This is a genomic window from Zobellella endophytica (assembly GCF_003012775.1).
In the GTDB taxonomy this organism is placed as follows: domain Bacteria; phylum Pseudomonadota; class Gammaproteobacteria; order Enterobacterales; family Aeromonadaceae; genus Oceanimonas; species Oceanimonas endophytica.
Genome location: NZ_PXYG01000001.1, coordinates 798,116 through 817,163, shown reverse-complemented (window position 1 = coordinate 817,163; position 19,048 = coordinate 798,116). Strand labels below are relative to the sequence as shown.

The following is a 19,048-nucleotide window of genomic DNA, read 5'->3' as shown; positions in this document are numbered from 1 at the left end:
GCTGCGACAGCTCCTAGTTATAACATTTGCGCCGCCATTAAAAAACGGCTTTCACGGCTGAATTTGGGCCGCGTCGGCCAGCGCCGGGCGCACCAGCAGCCAGTAGCTGAGCAGGGCCAGCGCGGTGCAGCCGGCCATGACCGTGGCCATGGGCAGGGCCGAGAGTTCGTGGCTGGTGTTCACGGCAAAGGCGGCCAGGGCGCCCAGCCCGAAACGGGTGGTGCCGGCCAGGGCCGAGGCGGTGCCGGCGGTTTCCGGAAAGTGGCCGAGCAGGCCGGCCATGGCGTTGGCGCCGATAAGGCTTATCTGGGAGATCACCACCATCACCGGCAGCACTATGCCCCAGAGGCCCCCCAGGCCGGTGGCGGCGGCGGCGAACAGCAGCAGGGCGCCGAGGCTGGCGTTGACCAGCCCCACCTTGAGCAGCCGGTTGCTGCCGAGGCGTTTCACCAGCCGGCTGTTGCCGAAGGTGAGCACCATCATCAGCAGGATGTTCATGCCGAACAGCAGGCCGTAATGCTCGGCGGGCACCCCGAACAGTTCGATATAAACCAGCGGCGAGCCGGAGATAAAGGCGAACATGGAGGCGGTGGTGAGCGCCCCGCACAGGATGTAGCCCAGCGCTGCCCGGTGGCGCAGCACCTTGCCGTAGTTGTGCAGTACCGGCAGCAGGCGGAACGGCTGGCGCCGCTCGGGCTTGAGGGTTTCCGGGATCTTGATGGCCAGGGTGATGGCGACCAGGGCACCGATGACCGCCAGCAGGATAAAGATGCTGTGCCAGTGGCCGATCAGCAGCAGGTAGCCGCCGATGATGGGGGCGAGCAGGGGAGCCAGGGTCATTACCAGGATCACCATGGACATCACCCGGGCGAACATGTCGCGCTCGAACAGGTCGCGCAGCAGGGCGTTGAGCACCACCGAGCCCGCCGCCCCGCCGATGGCCTGCAGCAGGCGAAAGGCCATCAGCGTTTCTATGCTGTTGGCGAAGGCGCAGCCGATGCTGGCCAGGGTGAACAGCGCCAGGCCGCCGAGCATCACCGGCTTGCGGCCCACCGCGTCCGCCAGTGGTCCGTAGAACAGCTGGCCGAGGGCGAAGCCGGCCAGGAACACGCTGATGGTGAGCTGGGCCTGGGCCACCGGTACCCCCAGATCCCGCGCTATGGTGGGCAGGCTCGGCAGGTACATGTCGATGGCGAGGGGGGTCAGGCCGGCGAGACTGGCCAGCAGCAGGAGCAGGGAAAGGGGCAGGCCCATGAGGCGATTCCAAAGGTAACAAGTGTAACCAATTTAATCATGATAATCATTATCATGCAAAACACATCGGCGCTCAGGGCCGGTAGGGATAGATATGCAGCCGCGGGATCAGCGGCTCGTCCTTGATGCTGGCCTCCCGGCGCTTGCGGCTTTTGGCCGGGGGATAGTCGCCGAGCGGGGTCAGCGCCGGCGGCTTGTCCTGGCACAGCAGCAACGGCAGATGCGCCTTGACCTGTTGCTGGCGGGGCTTGATCTCCTCGCACCAGCGTACATTGACCATGGGGTGGGTCTTGACCGGCCGGCGCAGGCGCAGCTCCACCCCCGGCGGCAGCCGTTTCACGTCGTAGATTTCCCGGTCCACGCACTGCAGCCAGGTCTGGGCGTCGGTGAGCGGCGGGGGAGACAGCCGGGATTCGGTGAGCTGCTGCACCAGCCTGTCTTTATCCACCTTCTGGATGATCTGCTTGTTGGCCCAGGTAAAGCCCAGGCGCGAGGCCGCCCGGGGCAGCAGCACCAGTTGGCGGTAGACCTGCAGGGTGATGAGGCCGGGCAGGGTGTCGTGCACCAGGGCGAACTTTTTGTCGCGGCCCTCGGCCTCCTGCACCTGAGCACGAAACTGCTGCTTGAGCCGGTTGATCTGCTCTACCTGCGGCTGCAGCAGCGGCCGGGCGGCGGCGGGCAGCAGCAGGTAGCCGGGCAGGCGAAAGCTGGCCTTGGCCGAGCACTCCGGGCGAATATACCACTGGCGATAGCCGTCGAGGCTGGCGGCCACGGCGGCCCCGCCGTCGAGCCGGGCCACCGGGATGCGGGTGACCGGCTCGTGCTCCTGGCCGGTGGCCACGTTGGGCAGGGGAAAGCAGCAGGCCGTGAGCGGCGTGCCGGGCGCCGCCTCGTGGATGATCCCGGCCAGCGCCGTCATGGCGGCGTCGAGCTCGGAAAAGGTATGGCGCAGTCGCGCGGCGAGGGTAAACATAGCTTATGCCAACATACTGAAGATGCTTTTGAATCTAGCAGGCCCGCCGACACTCTGCAAGCAAGCGGCAGGAAACAGACAACAAGGTCCCCGCCAGCCGGCATGGGGATTCGCATTTTTTATTGAACATAATGTGGTTGGTGGCGAAGTGGTACGCTTTGGCCGAGTACACCTGATCGCAAACAGGCTCTAGCGCACCGAACAGTTTAAACGTTGACCGCATGATGTTTCTTGGGGCGCGGGCGGCCCGCCCGCATGAGGGGGCACCGAGGTGGGTGAAAGCCAAGCCGCGATGCCTGTTCTGCCTCGCGCCTTTTTAACCTGTAGTGTGCTATGCCGGTCCGAGGGTTCGCGCCAAGCGTGAAGGCAGGCGGGTCGCCTGCGCTCCGCCAGCAAGGCGCACACCTGCAAAGGCCTGACCGACTACTATGGCGGTCTAGCAGGCGGCCGCCGGCCAGTGGCGCACCCTGCGGTTGCAATAGCTCATCACCAGGAAGCCGCCGATGGCGAAGCCGGCGCCGATCAGCGACGGGTAGACGAAGGCCAGGCCGTGGGCCACCGGCATGCCGCCCACGTAGGCGCCCATGGCGTTGCCCAGGTTGAAGGCCACCTGGCTGGCGGCCGCGCCCAGCATCTGGCCGTTGGGCGCGTGCTTGATCAGCAGCACCTGCATGGGGGTGGAGAGGGCAAAGGCCAGGGCCGGGGTGGTGAAGGCCAGCAGCACCGCCAGTGGCTTGTACTGGGATAGGGCGAACACCAGCAGCAGCGACAGGGTCAGGCCCACCAGCAGCAGGGTGGCGGTGCGCTCGGGGCCGAACTGATCCGCCAGCCGTCCGCTCAGCAGGTTGCCCACGCACATGCCGAGCCCCGCGATCACCATGAGCCCGCTCAGGCTGTGGCTGCTGAAACCGGAAAACTCCACCAGCAGCGGCGATACATAGCTGAACCAGGCGAACAGGCCGCTGTTGCCGAGAATGGTCACCAGCAGCAGCAACCAGGGAATGGGGCTTTGCAGAAAGGCGAGCTGGGCGCGCAGGCCGCTGTCCGGCTGAGCGGCCAGCCGGGGCAGCCAGAGGCTCGTCATGGCCAGGGTGAACAGCCCCCAGCCGCCGACCAGCATAAAGGTATAGTGCCAGGACAACAGCTGGCTGAGCCAGGTGCCGAGCGGCACCCCGATCAGGTTGGCGGCTGCCAGCCCGCCCAGTATCATGGCCACCGCCTGGGCGCCCTTGCCCGGCTCGGCCAGGCGGGAGGCCACCACGGCGCCGACCCCGAAAAAGGCGCCGTGGGGCAGACCGGCGATGAAACGGCTCAGTACCATGGCGGCGTAGCCGTCGGCGAAGGCGGTGAGCAGGTTGGCCAGGGTAAAGAGGGTCATCAGCCCCAGCAGGATCTGCCTGGGCGGCCGTCGGCGCAGGGAGAGGATCAGCAGGGGCGCACCCACCCCCACGCCCAAGGCATAGGCGGAGATAAAGTGGCCGGCCCGGGCGATGGACAGCCCCAGGTTGTTGGCCACCTCGGGCAGTATGCCCATCATCACGAATTCGGTCAGTCCCAGACCGAAACCACCGAAGGCCAGTGCGAGTAAGGCTCTGTTCATCTGTTGTTCTTTGTTAGCTTTAATGTTGTGAAAATGTAGTGAAGGACCGCGAAAAAACGGGAACGGGTCGGGAATGACCGCTCTCGACACCGATTGGCGAAATAATGCCACAATGCGGCCGGAAAGCACAATTTTTGTGAGCTGGATCGGGTTTTTAAAAGGAGGGGAAGAAGCAAAACCGGGGCGGCGCCGTGGCCGTCCCGGTTTCGACCGCCGGCGGCAGGCCGGCAGGGGGTGTTTACTTGTGCCGGGCTTTCAGCTTGTCCACCACATCACTCAGTTGCAGGCCTTCCTGCTGCAGCAGCACGGTGAGGTGATAGAGCAGATCGGCGGATTCGCTGACCAGCTCCTCGTGGTCGTGCACCGTGGCGGCGAGGGCGGTTTCCACCCCTTCCTCGCCCACCTTCTGGGCGATGCGCTTGGTGCCCTTGGCGTAGAGGCTGGCGGTGTAGCTGGTGGCCGGATCCGCGCCCTTGCGGCTGGCCAGCACCTGCTCCAGCTCGGCGAGGAAGCTCAAGCTCGGCAACTGCTGGTCGTTGAAGCAGGACACGTTGCCCAGGTGGCAGGTGGGGCCGATGGGCTCCACCAGCGCCAGCAGGGTATCCTGATCGCAGTCGGTGCTGAGGTCGCGCAGCTGCAGCACGTGGCCGGAGGTTTCGCCCTTGGTCCACAGCCGGTTCTTGGTACGGCTGAAAAAGGTGACTTCCTTGGTGGCCAGGGTTTTTTCCAGCGCTTCCCGGTTCATGTAGCCGAGCATCAGCACCCGGCCGCTGCGGCTGTCCTGCACGATGGCCGGCATCATGCCGTCGACCTTGTCCCAATCCAGTTGCTTGGCATCAATCACGGATCACCACTCCTTCCTTTCTCAGATACTGCTTGAGCTCACCGATATCGATGATGCCCTTGTGGAACACCGACGCCGCCAGGGCCCCGTCCACGTCCGCCTCGAGGAAGGCGTCGCGAAAGTGCACCATCTCGCCGGCGCCGCCGGAGGCGATGAGCGGCACCTGGCACAGGGCGCGCACCCGCAGCAGTTGCTCGATGTCGTAACCCTGGCGCACCCCGTCCTGGTTCATCACGTTGAGCACGATTTCGCCCGCGCCGCGCCGCTGCACCTCTTCCACCCAGTCGAAGGTGCTCCATTTGGTCACCTGGGTGCGGCTCTCGTCGCCGGTGAACTGGTGCACCTGATACTGGCCGGTGGCCTCGTCATAGTAGGAGTCGATGCCTACTACTATGCACTGCACGCCGAAGGTATCGGCCAGTTCGGTGATGAGTGCCGGATTGGCCAGGGCCGGGGAGTTGATGGAGATCTTGTCGGCGCCGAATTCCAGGATGCGGGCCGCGTCCTCGATGGACTTGATGCCACCGGCCACGCAGAAGGGGATGTCGATCACCTCCGCCACCCGGCTGACCCAGCTCTTGTCCACCACCCGCTCCTGGCTGGAGGCGGTGATGTCGTAGAACACCAGCTCGTCGGCGCCCTCGGCGGCGTAGCGCTCGGCCAGCGGCACGATGTCGCCGATGATTTCGTGGTTGCGGAACTTCACGCCCTTGACCACCTGGCCGTCCTTGACGTCCAGGCAGGGGATTATGCGTCTTGCCAGCATGAAATGGCCTCCTTGACGGTGAACTTGCCTTCGAGCAGGGAGCGGCCCAGGATCACCCCGGCCACGCCGGTGCCCTTGAGCGCCTCGATATCATCGATGTTGCCGATGCCGCCGGAAGCCTGCCAGAGGATGGTGGGGTAGCGGGCGGCCAGCTCCCGGTACAGGGCCACGTTGGAGCCGGACAGGGTGCCGTCCCTGGAGATGTCGGTGCACAGCACATGGCACAGGCCCGCGGGCAGGTAGTGCTCGAGCAGCGCCTCGATGGTGATGCCGCTGTCCTGCTGCCAGCCGGCGATGGCGATCTTCTTCTCACCCTCGGGGGTGATGTTGATGTCCAGCGCCAGCACGATGCGCTCGGGGCCGTACTGCTTGATCCAGCCGGCCACCATTTCGGGATTTTTCACCGCGGTGGAGCCGATCACCACCCGCTGGGCGCCGATGTCGAGCAGGTCCTTCACGTCCTGCTCGGTGCGGATGCCGCCGCCGATCTGCACCGGCACGGCGGTGTTTTCAATCAGGGCGCGGATCACGTCCAGCTGGCGGCGGGCGCTGTCCTTGGCGCCGTCCAGATCCACCAGGTGCAGCTGGCTGGCGCCTTCGGCCACATAGAGGTCGAAGCGCTCCTGGGGCGAGGCGGTGTATTCGGTCTTCTGCTGGTAGTCGCCCTGGTACAGGCGCACCACCTTGCCACCGATCAGGTCTATTGCAGGGATAATCATGGGTTTACAGCTCCAGGAAGTTTTTCAGCAACTGGGCGCCGGCTGCACCGGAGCGCTCCGGGTGGAATTGCACGCCGAAGAAGTTCTCCTGGCCGATGGCGGCGCTGAACGCCTGGCCATACTGGCAGGAGGCCAGGGTGTATTCGCCCACCGGTACCGCGTAGGAGTGCACGAAGTAGAAGAAACTGCCGTCGGGAATGTCCCTGAACAGCGGGTGGCCGGGCATGGGAGTGATTTGATTCCAGCCCATGTGCGGCAGGCGGATGCCGTCGCCGCCCACCATCCTGGTGCAGTCGGCGTTGATCTTGCCGAGGCAGTCCACCTCGCCCTCTTCGGAACGGTTGACCAGCATCTGCATGCCCAGGCAGATGCCCAGCACCGGCTGCTGCAGCCGGTTGACAAGTTCGATCAGGTTGCGCTCTTTCAGGTTTTTCATCGCCTCGCGGGCGGTGCCCACGCCGGGCAGGAACAGCTTGTCGGCGGCCAGCACCACCTGCGGATCCTTGCTCACCTGCACCTGGTAGCCCAGCCGTTCGATGGCGTAGCGCACGGAGGACAGGTTGGCGCAGCCGGTATCTATGATAACAACCTTCACAATACCCCCTTGCTCGACGGCAGATCATCGCCTTCCACCCGGATGGCCTGGCGCAGGGCCCGGCCGAAGCCCTTGAACAGGCTCTCCACCATGTGGTGGGTGTTGTGGCCGGTCACCCGCAGGTGGATGTTGGCGGCCAGGCTGTCGCTCAGGGAGCGGAAGAAATGGGGCACCATCTCCACCGCCATGTCGCCCACGCTGTCCCGGTGGAATTCGGCCTCGAACACCAGGTAGGGACGGCCGGACAGATCCAGGGTGATGGCGGCCTCGCACTCGTCCATCGGCAGCACGAAGCCGAAGCGGCCGATGCCGCGCTTGTTGCCGAGCGCGCGGCGCAGCGCCTCGCCCAGGGCCAGGGCGGTGTCTTCCACCGTGTGGTGATCGTCGATGTGCAGGTCGCCCTCGACCGCCACTTCCAGCTGGAAACCGGCGTGGGTGGCGATCTGATCCAGCATGTGGTCGAAGAAGCCGAGCCCGGTGTGGATCTTGTTGCCACCGCTCTGGTCCAGATCCAGCTTGATGCGGATGTCGGTTTCCTTGGTGGTGCGGGTCACCTCGGCGGTGCGGCCGCGGCTCAGCAGGCGCGCCACTATCTCGGGCCAACCCAGGCCGTTATGGCCGTAGTGCAGGCCGGGCAGGCCCATGTTCTCGGCCAGCTGCATGTCGGTCTGGCGATCGCCGATCACCCAGGAGTCGGTGAAGTCGATGCGGCCGGCTTGCAGGTAGTCCTTGACCAGCCCCAGGCGCGGCTTGCGGCAGGCGCAGTCGTCGTGCTGGAAGTGGGGGCAGATCAGGATGTCATCGAATTTGACGCCCTGGGAGGTCAGGATCTGCATCATCAGGTTGTGGGGGGCGTCGAAGTCGGCTTGCGGGAAGCTGTCGGTACCCAGTCCGTCCTGATTGGTGACCATCACCAGCCGGTAGCCCGCGTCCTGCAGCTTGAGCAGGGCGGGGATCATGCCGGGCAGGAAGGCCAGTTTGTCGAGCCGGTCCAGTTGCTTGTCGACCGGCGGCTCTTCCACCATGGTGCCGTCGCGGTCGATGAATAAAATACGTTCCTTAGTCACTTATTGCTCCTGTTGCAGTACGGCCAGTACCGCGTCCATTTCGGCCTGCTGGCCGATGGTGATGCGAATACAGTCGGCAAGTCCGGGCTTGCCGGAAAAATCACGCAGTATGATACCCGCCCTGCTCATGCGGTCAAAGACGGCGCTGCCGGGGGTGAAGCGCACCAGCAGGTAGTTGCCGTTGGGGGCGAACACGTCCTTGACCTGGGCGTGGCCGGCCAGCTGCCCGGCCAATTCCGCCTTGAGCCGGTTGATCTCCGCCACCCGCGCGCGCATCCGCGCCAGCCCGTCCTCGCTCAGGGCCTGGGCGGCAATCTGGGCCACCGGCTCGGGGATGGGGTAGGGGGCGATGACTTTCAGCAGCAGTTGCACCACCTCCGGGTTGGCCAGGGTGAAGCCGCAGCGGATGCCGGCCAGGCCAAAGGCCTTGGACAGGGTGCGGATAAGCACCAGCTCCGGGTAGTCGGCCAGCAGGCCGGCCTGGCTGTGCTCGGGGCAGAACTCGATGTAGGCCTCGTCCACCACCACCAGGGCACGACCGCGGGCGGCCTCGAGCAGGCGGATAAGGCTGCTTTGTTCCACCAGATCGCCGGTCGGGTTGTTGGGCGAGCACAGGAACACCAGCTTGGCTTCGCCCAGGCGATCGATGATGCCGTCGAAGTCGGGCTGGCGGCTCGCCTTGAGCGGCACGTCGATGATGCCGACGCCGTTGGTCTCGGCGCTGATGGCGTACATGCCGTAGGTGGGGGTGCAGATGATAATGCTGTCCCGGCCCGGCTCGCAGAAGGTGCGGATCAGCAGCTCGATGCCCTCGTCGCCGCCGCGGCTGACCAGCACCTGTTCGGGGGCCACGCCGGCGTAGGCGGCGTAGCCGTTGATCACCGCCGGCGGCTGGCACTCGGGGTAGCGGTTCAGGCGCGAGCAGTCCAGGCTGAAGCTGCCGCTGTCGGCCGCTTCGTTGGCGTTCAGCCAGATATGACCCTGGCCGCCGATGCGGCGGGCGGACTGGTAGGGGGTGAGCGCCTGAACCTGGGCGCGGGCCAGTTGGGTGAGGCTCATTGTTGCTTCTCCAGTTTGGCCAGCCGCAGGCTGACCGCGTTCTTGTGGGCATCCAGGGTTTCGGTGGCGGCGAGCAGCTCGACCGCCGGGCCTATGGCTTGCAGTCCCGCCGGGCTCAGCTCCTGCACCGTGTAGCGGCGCTGGTAGTCGGCCAGGCCCAGGCTCGAATAGGTGCGGGCATAGCCGTAGGTGGGCAGGGTGTGGTTGGTGCCGCTGGCGTAATCGCCCACCGACTCCGGGGTCCAGGCGCCGAGGAAGATGGAGCCGGCGTTTTTGAGTTTGGGCAGCAGGGCGCGCGGATCCTCGGTTTGCACGATGAGGTGCTCGGGGGCATAGGCGTTGGAGATGGCGGCGGCCTGCTCCAGATCCCGGCACAGCAGGGTCAGGCTGTTGTCGATGGCCTGGGCGGCGATGTCCCGGCGCGACAGCTGCGCCAGCTGTTCGGCCAGTGCCTGGTACACCCGGGCGGCCAGATCCTGGCTGGGGGTGACCAGCACCACCTGGGAATCCGGACCGTGCTCGGCCTGGGACAGCAGATCCGAGGCGATAAAGGCGGCGTCGGCGGACTCGTCGGCGATCACCAGCACTTCCGAGGGGCCGGCGGGCATGTCGATGGCCGCCCCCTCCACGTCGGCGGCCACCTGGCGCTTGGCCTCGGTCACCCAGGTGTTGCCCGGGCCGAAGATCTTGTCCACCTTGGTCACGGTTTCCGAGCCGTAGGCCATGGCCGCCACCGCCTGGGCGCCGCCCAGGGTATAGATGGCGTCCACGCCGCAGCGCTTGGCGGTATAGACGATGGCGTCGTTGACCGGCGGCGGCGAGCACAGCACCACCCGCTCGCAACCGGCCAGGCGGGCCGGTATCGCCAGCATCATCACGGTGGACACCAAAGGCGCGCTGCCGCCGGGCACGTAGAGGCCGACCTTTTCGATGGGCTGGAAGTGCAGCTCGCAGCGCACCCCCGGTTGGGTGTCCAGGCTGATGGGGGCCGGCACCTGGGCCCGGTGGAAGGCGCTGATATTGCCGATGGCCAGTTCGATGGCGGCTTTCAGCTCCTCGCTCACCCGGCCGGCGGCGGCGTCGATCTCCTGCTCGGAGAGCCGCAGCGAGCGGCGCTCGGCCTTGTCCAGGTCCCGGGTCAGTTGCAGCAGGGTGGCATCGCCACCGGCGCGCACCTTGTTGATGATGTCCGCCACCTGGGCGTCTCGCCCGCCCTGGGCCAGGGCGGGGCGGCGCAGGGCCAGGGCCTGCTCCGCGTCGCTCAGTTGATTCCAGTCGAGGGTCTTCATGGCTTACTCCATCATCTTCTCGATGGGCAGCACCAGGATGGAGGAGGCGCCCAGGGCCTTGAGGCCTTCCATGGTTTCCCAGAACATGTCTTCGCTGCTCACCATGTGGATGGCCACCTGGTTGCTTTCACCGGCCAGCGACATGATGGTGGGGCGCTCGGCGCCGGGCAGCAGGTCGATGACCTCTTCCAGCCGGGCCTTGGGGGCGTGCAGCATGATGTATTTGCTCTCGCGCGCCTGTTGCAGGCCCTGGATACGGGGCAGCAGCTTGTCGATGATCTTCTGCTTGGTGGTGGCCAGGGTGCTGGCGCTCTGGATCAGCACCGCCTTGGAGCGGAAGATGACATCGGTTTCCTCCAGGCCGTTGGCCTCCAGGGTGGCACCGGTGGAGACCAGGTCGCAGATGGCGTCGGCCAGGCTGGCGCGGGGCGCCACCTCGACCGAGCCGTTCAGCATCACGCTCTTGAACTTGACGCCCTGGCCGTCCATGTAGCGCTTCAGCAGCCAGGGGTAGGAGGTGGCGATACGCTTGCCTTCCAGGCTCTTGGGGCCCTGGTAGTCGAACTCTTCGGACACCGCCAGCGACAGCCGGCAGCCGCCGAAGTCGAGGCGCTTGAGCACCGAGTATTCGGCGGCCTCGCCGGTGGCCTGGCGCTCCATCACCGCCTCTTCCAGCACGTTTTCGCCGACGATGCCCAGATCGACCACGCCGTCCATCACCAGGCCGGGGATGTCGTCGTCCCGCACCCGCAGCAGATCGATGGGCATGTTTTCCGCATGGGCGATCAGCCGCTGCTCGCGCAGGTTGAGCTTGACGCCGCAGCCTTTCAGCATCAGCTGGCAGTCGCTGCTCAGGCGACCGGATTTCTGGATGGCGATACGAAGGCGGTTTTGATCCAAAGTCATGATGCTGTGTTCCTTGTTGGTAAACGTAAAAGTCGTAAAACGAAAAACCCCCGGAAGGGTAGCTTCCGAGGGTTTGGTATTTCTGTCCTGCTGGAAGCCGCCAAGCACAAGGTCTTCCAGAATAAATATCCTGAAAGACTAGTCGGGATGATGATGGTGCTTGGCGTTCGGCAGGGTGTTCATATAAAGGTGTAACCTGTGTCTCTCTAAACGGTCTGGGCTCACCTTAGCAAGCCGGACCGCCTTTGCCAACCCCGGATCGGGAGAAACTTGGCGGAGGAAGGCGGTGGGCCGATGGCGCGACAGGGACGTAGTGGCAAGGTTTTGGATATATATTCCATATTTTTGTTATTTATAGTGATTTTGCTCGGTGTTGATAAATGGGGGCAGCGTTGAATATTGAATTGTGTTCACCTTGTCGGATGCACCGGGTGACGGTAGATAGCTGTTCGAAAAGTGGCGGGGCTGGTTGTCCCGGGGCTACCCGGGACGGTGGTGCTCAGTCTTTATTGTGTTCTTCGAAGTCCTTGATCTGTTGTTCGGCCTCATCCCTGCTGATGCCGTAGGTTTCCTGGATCTTGCCCGCCAGCTCCTGGCGTTTGCCGGCAATGATGTCGAGTTGATCGTCGGTCAGTTTGCCCCATTGCGTCTTGACCTTGCCCTTGAACTGTTTCCAGTTGCCTTCCGCGATATCCCAGTTCATATGCCACTCCTGTGTACATGGATGAGCCCGCCGGCACCATGGCCGGCCAGGCAGGGTGTATAGCTATGCCGGTTCAAGCCGCGGCCCACAGGCTACACCAACCGGTATTGCTGATGTTACCCGCCACCATCTGGCAGTTGTTCGACTCGGCGATAAAGTGCTGGCACTGGCCGCATTGCTCCCCCCCGTTGGGATTAGTCTGGTACTGCACACTGGCCTGCGAGACCTTGGTCGCCTGAGGCGTGGCGGGGCTGTCGTCCCCAGACAGAACCTTCATTTTGGGATCACACCCCACCAGGGTAACGGGGATCAGCAGGGTGCAGCCCACGGCCAGGGCGCCACGCAATACTCTCCTGCGGCCCGGGTCTTCGGCGCCCTGAGCCTTGGCGTCTGCGTCGTGTGTTACCCCCGTGCGGTGGGGGGGGATGTCGTTCCGGTTCATGTCAGCCTCCTGTGGCGGCGCGGCCGGTTTAAGTTCCTGGTGCGCGGCCCGTGGTCGTCACGGTGATATCGCACGGATAGCATCGTCATGGGCGACGCCGAGTACAGGCTATCCATCCGGGCGGGGGGTGTCTGTACGTTGGCGTACATAGCCGATGACCAGGTCTGGTCGGGCCTGCGTGCGCTAACGTACAGACGGGGTTGCCCGTGGGGGTAGAGTGGGAGTCGGGTGATGATGACGACCGAGTACCATACAGGTCGCTCCACTGTCCAGCAGCGCCTGGGCGGCGCGGCTGGCAATCGTTTATGCGCCCGCAAGCGGGTATCGGCACCTGCCGATATTCTTGTTGGTCACCTGCCGGGAGGCATCGGATATCATGGGTACCATTCTGTTAATCCTGCTGATCTTGCTGCTGATTGGCGCCATTCCAAGCTGGCCTTACAGCCGTAGCTGGGGCTTCGCTCCGAGCGGGGTGCTGGGGGTTGTGCTGGTTATTGTGGTGGTATTGCTGTTGCTGGGCCGGATCTGACCGGGATAGTTCATACCACCGTAGACACGGAGGCTCATGCTGGTTAGTGGGCCCCGGCTACCCTTCCGACCTGGCTCGGGTGATGTCCTAATACTGAGGCCCCGAGTGGTCAGGGAATGAGCTGATGGGTGATCGTTTAAGATTTTTGCTGCATCGCATCGGAGAGCGGCTCTGGGTCAGGCCCTTGGTGATGAGTCTGTTGTCGGTGAGTATCGTGTTTCTGGTGAAAACGGTGGATGAGTACGACTTGGGCCGGCGGGTACCGGAGCTTTCTCAAGTCTCGATCGAGACTCTATTGGCCATTATTTCCGCCAGCATGCTGGTGATAGCCACCTTTGCCGTCGCGTCCATGGTTGCCGCCTATGCTTCGGCCAGTAACACCGCCACCCCGCGCTGTTTTTCCCTGGTCATATCTGATGATGTTTCCCAGAATGCACTGTCGACTTTTATCGGTGCCTTTATCTTCAGTGTGGTCGCGCTGATCGCCTTGCAGAACGGCTATTACGACCGGGCCGGGCGTTTCACACTCTTCGCCATCACGGTGTTGATCCTGGCCATGGTCATCGTGACCTTTGTCAGTTGGGTTGACCGCATCGCCCGCCTGGGTCGACTCGGCAATACCATCGAGAAGGTGGAGGCGGTAACGGCGGCGGCTCTGCGGCGCCGGCAGGCCCATCCGACCCTGCGCGGTGCGTCTGTGGTGGAAAGCGATCCGGAGGGACGGGCCATCTACAGCGAATGGATAGGCTATGTCCAGCGCATTGACATCGCTGCCCTGCAGGCCTGTGCCGAAACAGTCCAGCTGCGCATTCGGGTGGCCGCTTTGCCCGGCACTTTTGCCGCGCCGGGGCGGCCTCTGGCTTATGTGACCACCGACACGGGCGAGGTTGCCGATATCGATGAGGGCCCGATAGCGCGGGCTTTTCTGATCGGTATTCATCGAGAGTTTGACGAGGATCCCCGGTTCGGTTTGATTGTGCTGGCCGAGATTGCCGGTCGGGCATTGTCCCCAGCGGTGAATGATCCGGGCACGGCTATTGGCATTATCGGTAGCCTGGTGCGCTTGTTCGCCCTCTGGGTTGATCCTGCGGAGGTGGATGGCCTCCATGGCGTCGAATATGACCGGGTGGCGGTGCCCGAGCTGTCCTTGCGGGCCATGATGGATGACGCGTTTACCGCCATGGCTCGTGACGGAGCGGGGACCATTGAAGTTGTGGGGCGACTGCAAAAAGCCCTGGCAACCCTGGCGTCCATGGGGGATGCCAGCCTGCGTGAGGCCGCGATACATCATTCCCGCCAGGTATTGGCCAGAGCCGAAGCGGTACCGATACCGCCCCAGGAGCTGGCCCTGCTGCGTGAGCTGGCTGCCTTGGTCGAGCAGGGGGGAGTCACTCCTTAATGACGATACTTATGTATGGTAACGCACGGAATGGCTCGCCGGTGCGGTGTATCAATAACAGATAAGTTGTTTCCCGTTTGGAAATACCTGACTTGAAGGAGCAGTGATATGTACAGCTTACAACGCAATGTGTTCGCGCTCATCCTGGCGGCGGCTTTCTTCGTCCTGCCGGGGACGAACGGTCTGGCCGTCGCGGCCACGGCCGAGGACTTGGACCGGGATTCCCGTCAGGCGCTGCAGACCCTGTATCGAACCGAGCCCATCGCCGAGAGTCTTTCGCGCACGGCCAAGGGGGTACTGGTATTCCCGAACATGGTGAAGGCGGGGCTGGTGTTCGGCGGCAGCTATGGTGAGGGCGTGCTGATAAAAGGCGCGACCACTGTTGATTACTACAACTCGGTCTCGGGATCCTGGGGGCTGCAGATTGGCGCCCAGTCCTATGGCTATGCGGTGTTTCTGATGACCGATGAGGCCGTGCGTTATGTTGAAGACACCCAGGGCTGGGAGCTGGGCGTCGGCCCTACCGTGGTGGTGGTGGACGAAGGGATCGCCAAGAACCTGTCGACCTCGTCGCTGCAACATGATGCCTATGCGTTTATTTTCAGCCAGCAGGGGCTGATGGCGGGACTCAGCATAGAAGGCACCAAGATTTCCCGTATCAATCGGTAGACTGGCCGGGGCGGAGGCGGCCCTGTCCGTCCCGTGTCAACCAACAGGCTGCGCCGGAATAGTCTCACAGGAGAATCCCCATGCCACTTATTAACCTGGTTATCGTCCTGATCGTGGTCGGTGTCCTGCTCTGGCTGGTCAATACCTACATCCCCATGGACCGCAAGATCAAGAATATCCTGAATGTCGTTGTCGTTATTGCCGTGGTCATCTGGCTATTGCAGGCGTTTGGCGTCCTGGGTGCTCTGAGCGGCATACGTGTCGGCTGAGGGGGGAGAACATTTAACTACGCCCCCTGAGCCGAGACCTTGAGGGGGCATGCTCTCTGCCTTCGTCCCGCCGACCATTTATCTTTATGGCCGCCTCATTTCTACACGCTGCAAACACGTCCCCTGGCATTTCTCGGTCGTGTAGCGGAGTCGTGCCCTTTGGCCAATGTTCTACACCTTGTCAACAGTCAACAACATCTTGTCACCAAGGGACAGCCATTCACTCTATGATCGAGCATCATTTCCTGCTAGGTGCGCCAGCGTACCGACGTCACACCGATTCCCTGCCATTGTTAGCCTGTAGCCAGCTCGCAATACCGCGGATGGCGAACATCCCGAGGTTATTATGGACAAGTCACCACGTAAACCGAACCAACCCGAACAGCCCGGTAAAAAAACGGCTCCGCAGGATCCCCAGCAACAGCGCAAGCTGGGCGAAGAACAACAAGAGCCCCGTAAAGCGCAGGGCCAGCAACAAGAGCCCCAGCAACCGCATCGTCCCGAAGCCAAGAAATAGAGGCCGATGAAAGGGGCTCGAGGTCTTAGGGCGGTACCGGTCCATGGACGGACCGGATGACAACGCCCGATGACTGCTTATCGTTGCCGCTAACCCCGGTCATGGCGCTACGGCGGTGTGACCGGCTCTGTAGGCTCCCGTTTCGGTTCTTCCCGGAGAAAAGCCATGTATAGCATCCATATACAGTACCAACAGTTGAAATTAATGATGACGCTGGGCGTGGTGCTGCTCGCCGCCTTCAGCGCATCGCTCAACGCACAATCGAGGCCCGATGAAATGACGGATATCAGGCTGGAAACCCAGATTTGGACTACCTACACCCTGAGCCCCTACTTACGGGCCAACGATCTGCAGGTGGCGGTGCAAGACGGCGAGGCCACGCTCACCGGTATGGTGGACGAGTCGGTCAATAAAGAGCTGGCAGAGGAAATTGCCCTGGGGGCAGAGGGGATCACTGCCGTCAATAACAATATTAAGGTGAAGGCGGATTATGTGCCGCCGGTACCGATGGGCGCCCGCGGCTATGGCGAACTGGTGGATGATGTCTCCATTACCGCGGCGGTTAAGTCGAAGCTGTTGTGGAGCAAGCATGCCGATGGTCTGGCGACGGAAGTGACAACCGAAAGAGGCAGGGTCACGCTGAAGGGAACCGCCGGCAGTGATGAAGCCAGGGAATTTGCCGGCCGGCAGGCCGCGAGTACACGCGGCGTGATGGGCGTAGACAATCAACTGCGAGTGGACCCGGACATCACCAAAAACGAGCCGGAAAGCAAGCCAGAGGAAGCGGGAAAAAGCGATAACAGTGGGATGAGCGATAACTGGATCACCATGAAGGTGAAGGCGACCTACATGTACTCCAGCAATGTGAGTGGCTCCGATATTTCGGTCACCACGGAAGATGGCATCGTCAATCTCAGTGGCAAGGTCCGCAGTGGCGTGGAACGGGCGCTGGCCATCGAGCACGCCCAGAATATACGTGGGGTCAAGAGCATCGAGGCCAGGGAGCTTACTTTTTAACCCCTTGTTTTTAACCCCCTGGTAGGGGAGTGAGGGTACCGTCGTGTGATCCGGTTCGGGGGCACGACGGTTTTTTTATGCGCTGCCCGGCGACATGGCCAGCAGCCGGTCGGTTTCCTTCTTGACCACGGCGTAGCATTCGCAACTGAGCCGTTCCAGCTTGGCGCGATCCAGCACCGTGATGTGACCTCGCTGGTACTGGATGACGCCAAGCTGCTGCAGCTTGCCGGCGGCGAGGGTGACCCCTTCCCGGCGTACCCCGAGCATGTTGGCTATCAGCTCCTGGGTCATGGTCAGGCGGTTGTCCGGCAACCGGTCCAGGGACAGCAGCAGCCAGCGGCACAGTTGCTGGTCGACCGAATGATGGCGATTGCACACCGCCGTCTGGGCCATCTGGGTGATCAGCGCCTGGGTGTAGCGCAGCATCAGCAACCGCATGGTCGCATCGCGATTGAACTCTTCCTTGAGTCGCGCGCTGGGCAGCCGGTAGGCGTGGCCGGCGCTTTGCACTATCGCCCGGCTGGGGGTGCTTTCGCCCCCCATGAACACGGCGATACCGATGATCCCCTCGTTGCCGACCACCGAGATCTCCGCCGAGGCGCCGTCCTGCATCACATAGAGCAGCGAAACGATGGCATCGATGGGAAAATAGACGTAACGCAACTGACCTCCGGATTCATACAACACCTTTCCCAATGGCAGCGACACCAGTTCGAGCAAGGGAAACAGGCGCTGCTTCACCTCGGGCGGCAAGGCGGCCAGCAGGTGATTCTGTGCGGGGGTGGGCAGGTTGGACATCTCAGCCTCCATGAGATCGACAGCCTACTGATCATTCGTTCAAATAGATGATAGTGCAGTTTCGCCCGCCGACGGGGTAAATTGAGGCCTGTCGATAAGGCTCCCGGCGGCGATGGCCGGCTTGCGTGTGCTGTCGTACAGAACAGACGGCCCGGGCGGCGTAAGCTGGTGGCAGTCGGCTGGGGTTCAGCCCACGCCAGGCATTGGTTGTGGCAGGGCCGGGACGAACGTCGTTCATTCAGGATAAATATCATGAAATTGCCCGTGAACAGGAAGCGCCCGGCCGGCGAAGAGAGCACGCGACTGCCGGCCGCCGTTTTCGATCGCTGGCGGCAGCCTTTTGCCCGCTTCCTGCGGATCGAAGCGGCCGGGGGCGGTGCGCTGTTGCTCGCCACCCTGGTGGCGCTGGTGTTGTCGAACTCCCCCTGGGCACCGTGGTTTCTGGATCTCTGGGAAACCCGAGTCGGCCTCGGTGTCGGCTCGCTGGAGTTTTCCCGCTCGTTGCGCGATTGGATCAACGATGCGCTGATGACCCTGTTTTTTTTCACGGTCGCGCTGGAGCTCAAGCGGGAGCTGGTGCTGGGAGAGCTGCGCAGCCCGCGCATGGCCGCCCTGTCGATTGCCGGCGCCGTCGGTGGCATGCTGGTGCCGGCCGTGTTCTATCTCGCGTTGCAGGCGGGGCAACCGGGGCAGTCGGGCTGGGGTATCGTCATGGCAACCGACACCGCCTTCGTGATTGGTTGCCTGGCGCTGCTGGGGCCGCGTATACCCCAGAGCCTGCGCATCTTTATGTTGGCACTGGCGATAGTGGATGACATCGGTGCCATCCTGGTGGTCGCCATCGGCTACAGCCAGGGCCTCGACGGGACCATGCTGGCCCTGGGGGGACTGGGGTTGGTCCTGGTGCGCGTCATGGCGCTGGGAGGGGTGCGCCATCTGTCGGGCTATTTCCTGGTCGGCGGCGGTATCTGGCTGGCCGTGGATGCATCCGGTATCCACCCGACCATCACCGGGGTAGTCCTCGGCCTGTTGACCCCGGCCCGGCGCTGGGTCGGAGACGAACGGTTGTATGCGATATTGAACCGGGTGGTAGCCCACCCGGCCGGCGACCACGGCAGCGGTGACACCAAGGACAGACACACCCTGCAACTGGCGGAGGTGGCCGTGCGGGAAAGCCTGTCACCGGTCGAACGGCTGGGGATGGCGCTCCACCCCTGGGTGGGGTTTGTGATCATGCCGCTGTTCGCCCTCGCCAACGCCGGCGTCAGCTTCTCGCTGACGGCCCTGAGCGACAGCGTCACCCTGGCGATTGTGGCCGGCTTCGTCGGCGGCAAGCCAACGGGAATCCTGTTGTTCAGCTGGTTGGCCGTGCGTTCGGGGTTGGCGCTGCGCCCCCCGGAACTGAGCTGGCGGCTGCTGACGGGGGGGGCCCTGCTGGCCGGCATTGGCTTTACCATGGCGTTGTTCATCGCCAACCTGGCGCTCAGCGGCAGTCTGCTCGACAGCGCCAAGCTGGGCATTTTCCTGGCATCGGTGGTCGCCGCCCTGGCGGGTGTTATCCTGTTGAGATGGGGGCGCCCGCTGGCCGGCGATGGCATTGACGCCGGCTGATACCCGGGCGCGGTACGGAGGT

General features: G+C 63.5%; 21 protein-coding genes and 1 other annotated feature. Of the genes, 7 read left to right on the top strand and 14 right to left on the bottom strand.

Features of this window, described 5'->3' with window-relative positions:
- Nucleotides 1–51 precede the first annotated feature (51 nt).
- The 13 genes from C7H85_RS03735 to C7H85_RS03675 form a co-directional block, all read right to left on the bottom strand.
- Complete coding sequence (locus C7H85_RS03735) at nucleotides 52–1,254, bottom strand: Bcr/CflA family multidrug efflux MFS transporter (RefSeq protein ID WP_106728341.1); 1,203 nt, start codon at nucleotides 1,252–1,254, stop codon at nucleotides 52–54.
- A gap of 73 nt (nucleotides 1,255–1,327) precedes the next feature.
- Nucleotides 1,328–2,227: a DNA replication terminus site-binding protein gene (locus tag C7H85_RS03730; protein WP_106728340.1), complete on the bottom strand. Its 900-nt coding sequence runs from the start codon at nucleotides 2,225–2,227 to the stop codon at nucleotides 1,328–1,330.
- 436 nt (nucleotides 2,228–2,663) lie between these two features.
- Nucleotides 2,664–3,827 (bottom strand): MFS transporter, encoded by a 1,164-nt coding sequence (locus tag C7H85_RS03725; protein WP_106728339.1) that lies wholly within the window; start codon nucleotides 3,825–3,827, stop codon nucleotides 2,664–2,666.
- Between the two features lie 238 nt (nucleotides 3,828–4,065).
- Nucleotides 4,066–4,671: a bifunctional phosphoribosyl-AMP cyclohydrolase/phosphoribosyl-ATP diphosphatase HisIE gene (hisIE, locus tag C7H85_RS03720; RefSeq protein WP_106728338.1), complete on the bottom strand. Its 606-nt coding sequence runs from the start codon at nucleotides 4,669–4,671 to the stop codon at nucleotides 4,066–4,068.
- Nucleotides 4,664–5,437 (bottom strand): imidazole glycerol phosphate synthase subunit HisF, encoded by a 774-nt coding sequence (gene hisF / locus C7H85_RS03715; RefSeq protein WP_106728337.1) that lies wholly within the window; start codon nucleotides 5,435–5,437, stop codon nucleotides 4,664–4,666. The genes hisIE and hisF overlap by 8 nt, the downstream gene beginning before the upstream one ends.
- Nucleotides 5,419–6,156 carry a 1-(5-phosphoribosyl)-5-[(5-phosphoribosylamino)methylideneamino]imidazole-4-carboxamide isomerase gene (gene hisA, locus C7H85_RS03710; protein ID WP_106728336.1) on the bottom strand — a complete coding sequence of 246 codons (738 nt, stop codon included), beginning with the start codon at nucleotides 6,154–6,156 and terminating at the stop codon, nucleotides 5,419–5,421. Before hisA ends, hisF begins: the two co-directional genes overlap by 19 nt.
- A 4-nt stretch (nucleotides 6,157–6,160) precedes the next feature.
- A complete protein-coding gene (gene hisH, locus C7H85_RS03705; RefSeq protein ID WP_210433550.1) occupies nucleotides 6,161–6,751 on the bottom strand; it encodes an imidazole glycerol phosphate synthase subunit HisH in 591 nt (196 codons plus the stop codon).
- Nucleotides 6,748–7,818 (bottom strand): bifunctional histidinol-phosphatase/imidazoleglycerol-phosphate dehydratase HisB, encoded by a 1,071-nt coding sequence (gene hisB, locus C7H85_RS03700; RefSeq protein ID WP_106728334.1) that lies wholly within the window; start codon nucleotides 7,816–7,818, stop codon nucleotides 6,748–6,750. Before hisB ends, hisH begins: the two co-directional genes overlap by 4 nt.
- Nucleotides 7,819–8,877, bottom strand: coding sequence for a histidinol-phosphate transaminase (gene hisC / locus C7H85_RS03695; protein ID WP_106728333.1), 1,059 nt, complete (start codon nucleotides 8,875–8,877; stop codon nucleotides 7,819–7,821).
- Nucleotides 8,874–10,166, bottom strand: coding sequence for a histidinol dehydrogenase (hisD, locus tag C7H85_RS03690; RefSeq protein ID WP_106728332.1), 1,293 nt, complete (start codon nucleotides 10,164–10,166; stop codon nucleotides 8,874–8,876). Before hisD ends, hisC begins: the two co-directional genes overlap by 4 nt.
- 3 nt (nucleotides 10,167–10,169) lie before the next feature.
- The gene (gene hisG / locus C7H85_RS03685; RefSeq protein WP_106728625.1) at nucleotides 10,170–11,066 is read right to left on the bottom strand and encodes an ATP phosphoribosyltransferase; all 897 of its coding nucleotides are present in this window, start codon (nucleotides 11,064–11,066) and stop codon (nucleotides 10,170–10,172) included.
- Between the two features lie 44 nt (nucleotides 11,067–11,110).
- Nucleotides 11,111–11,235: a sequence feature (His leader region), on the bottom strand.
- Nucleotides 11,236–11,571: 336 nt separating this feature from the next.
- Nucleotides 11,572–11,775, bottom strand: a complete 204-nt coding sequence (locus C7H85_RS03680; RefSeq protein WP_106728331.1) for a CsbD family protein — start codon at nucleotides 11,773–11,775, stop codon at nucleotides 11,572–11,574.
- 73 nt (nucleotides 11,776–11,848) lie between these two features.
- Nucleotides 11,849–12,217 (bottom strand): high-potential iron-sulfur protein, encoded by a 369-nt coding sequence (locus tag C7H85_RS03675; RefSeq protein ID WP_106728330.1) that lies wholly within the window; start codon nucleotides 12,215–12,217, stop codon nucleotides 11,849–11,851.
- A 376-nt stretch (nucleotides 12,218–12,593) separates the two neighbouring features.
- Here C7H85_RS03675 and C7H85_RS03670 point away from each other — a divergent pair, with 376 nt between their 5' ends.
- The 6 genes from C7H85_RS03670 (at nucleotide 12,594) to C7H85_RS03645 (ending at nucleotide 16,617) form a co-directional block, all read left to right on the top strand.
- A complete protein-coding gene (locus tag C7H85_RS03670; protein ID WP_106728329.1) occupies nucleotides 12,594–12,746 on the top strand; it encodes a DUF3309 family protein in 153 nt (50 codons plus the stop codon).
- A gap of 124 nt (nucleotides 12,747–12,870) precedes the next feature.
- Nucleotides 12,871–14,145: a DUF2254 domain-containing protein gene (locus C7H85_RS03665; protein ID WP_106728328.1), complete on the top strand. Its 1,275-nt coding sequence runs from the start codon at nucleotides 12,871–12,873 to the stop codon at nucleotides 14,143–14,145.
- 108 nt (nucleotides 14,146–14,253) lie between these two features.
- On the top strand, nucleotides 14,254–14,814 hold the full coding sequence (locus C7H85_RS03660; RefSeq protein ID WP_106728327.1) for a lipid-binding SYLF domain-containing protein: 561 nt from the start codon (nucleotides 14,254–14,256) through the stop codon (nucleotides 14,812–14,814).
- An 80-nt stretch (nucleotides 14,815–14,894) separates the two neighbouring features.
- Nucleotides 14,895–15,083 carry a Thivi_2564 family membrane protein gene (locus C7H85_RS03655; protein ID WP_106728326.1) on the top strand — a complete coding sequence of 63 codons (189 nt, stop codon included), beginning with the start codon at nucleotides 14,895–14,897 and terminating at the stop codon, nucleotides 15,081–15,083.
- 346 nt (nucleotides 15,084–15,429) lie between these two features.
- Nucleotides 15,430–15,600: a hypothetical protein gene (locus C7H85_RS19700; protein WP_158260057.1), complete on the top strand. Its 171-nt coding sequence runs from the start codon at nucleotides 15,430–15,432 to the stop codon at nucleotides 15,598–15,600.
- 165 nt (nucleotides 15,601–15,765) lie between these two features.
- Entirely contained in the window at nucleotides 15,766–16,617 is an 852-nt protein-coding gene (locus C7H85_RS03645) for a BON domain-containing protein (RefSeq protein WP_106728324.1), read from the top strand.
- Nucleotides 16,618–16,692: 75 nt separating this feature from the next.
- Here the strand turns inward: C7H85_RS03645 and C7H85_RS03640 are convergent, their stop codons facing one another.
- Nucleotides 16,693–17,415, bottom strand: a complete 723-nt coding sequence (locus C7H85_RS03640; protein WP_106728323.1) for a Crp/Fnr family transcriptional regulator — start codon at nucleotides 17,413–17,415, stop codon at nucleotides 16,693–16,695.
- A gap of 252 nt (nucleotides 17,416–17,667) precedes the next feature.
- Between C7H85_RS03640 and nhaA the strand changes: the two genes are divergently transcribed.
- Nucleotides 17,668–19,026, top strand: a complete 1,359-nt coding sequence (gene nhaA, locus C7H85_RS03635) for a Na+/H+ antiporter NhaA (RefSeq protein WP_106728322.1) — start codon at nucleotides 17,668–17,670, stop codon at nucleotides 19,024–19,026.
- Nucleotides 19,027–19,048 lie beyond the last annotated feature (22 nt).

Coding starts and splice junctions, on each gene's coding strand:
- C7H85_RS03735 (WP_106728341.1), bottom strand. CDS start 1,254: ATGGGCCTGCCCCTTTCCCTGCTCCTGCTGCTGGCCAGTCTCGCCGGC.
- C7H85_RS03730 (WP_106728340.1), bottom strand. CDS start 2,227: ATGTTTACCCTCGCCGCGCGACTGCGCCATACCTTTTCCGAGCTCGAC.
- C7H85_RS03725 (WP_106728339.1), bottom strand. CDS start 3,827: ATGAACAGAGCCTTACTCGCACTGGCCTTCGGTGGTTTCGGTCTGGGA.
- hisF (WP_106728337.1), bottom strand. CDS start 5,437: ATGCTGGCAAGACGCATAATCCCCTGCCTGGACGTCAAGGACGGCCAG.
- hisA (WP_106728336.1), bottom strand. CDS start 6,156: ATGATTATCCCTGCAATAGACCTGATCGGTGGCAAGGTGGTGCGCCTG.
- hisC (WP_106728333.1), bottom strand. CDS start 8,877: ATGAGCCTCACCCAACTGGCCCGCGCCCAGGTTCAGGCGCTCACCCCC.
- hisD (WP_106728332.1), bottom strand. CDS start 10,166: ATGAAGACCCTCGACTGGAATCAACTGAGCGACGCGGAGCAGGCCCTG.
- C7H85_RS03680 (WP_106728331.1), bottom strand. CDS start 11,775: ATGAACTGGGATATCGCGGAAGGCAACTGGAAACAGTTCAAGGGCAAG.
- C7H85_RS03675 (WP_106728330.1), bottom strand. CDS start 12,217: ATGAACCGGAACGACATCCCCCCCCACCGCACGGGGGTAACACACGAC.
- C7H85_RS03670 (WP_106728329.1), top strand. CDS start 12,594: ATGGGTACCATTCTGTTAATCCTGCTGATCTTGCTGCTGATTGGCGCC.
- C7H85_RS03665 (WP_106728328.1), top strand. CDS start 12,871: ATGGGTGATCGTTTAAGATTTTTGCTGCATCGCATCGGAGAGCGGCTC.
- C7H85_RS03660 (WP_106728327.1), top strand. CDS start 14,254: ATGTACAGCTTACAACGCAATGTGTTCGCGCTCATCCTGGCGGCGGCT.
- C7H85_RS03655 (WP_106728326.1), top strand. CDS start 14,895: ATGCCACTTATTAACCTGGTTATCGTCCTGATCGTGGTCGGTGTCCTG.
- C7H85_RS19700 (WP_158260057.1), top strand. CDS start 15,430: ATGGACAAGTCACCACGTAAACCGAACCAACCCGAACAGCCCGGTAAA.
- C7H85_RS03645 (WP_106728324.1), top strand. CDS start 15,766: ATGTATAGCATCCATATACAGTACCAACAGTTGAAATTAATGATGACG.
- C7H85_RS03640 (WP_106728323.1), bottom strand. CDS start 17,415: ATGTCCAACCTGCCCACCCCCGCACAGAATCACCTGCTGGCCGCCTTG.
- nhaA (WP_106728322.1), top strand. CDS start 17,668: ATGAAATTGCCCGTGAACAGGAAGCGCCCGGCCGGCGAAGAGAGCACG.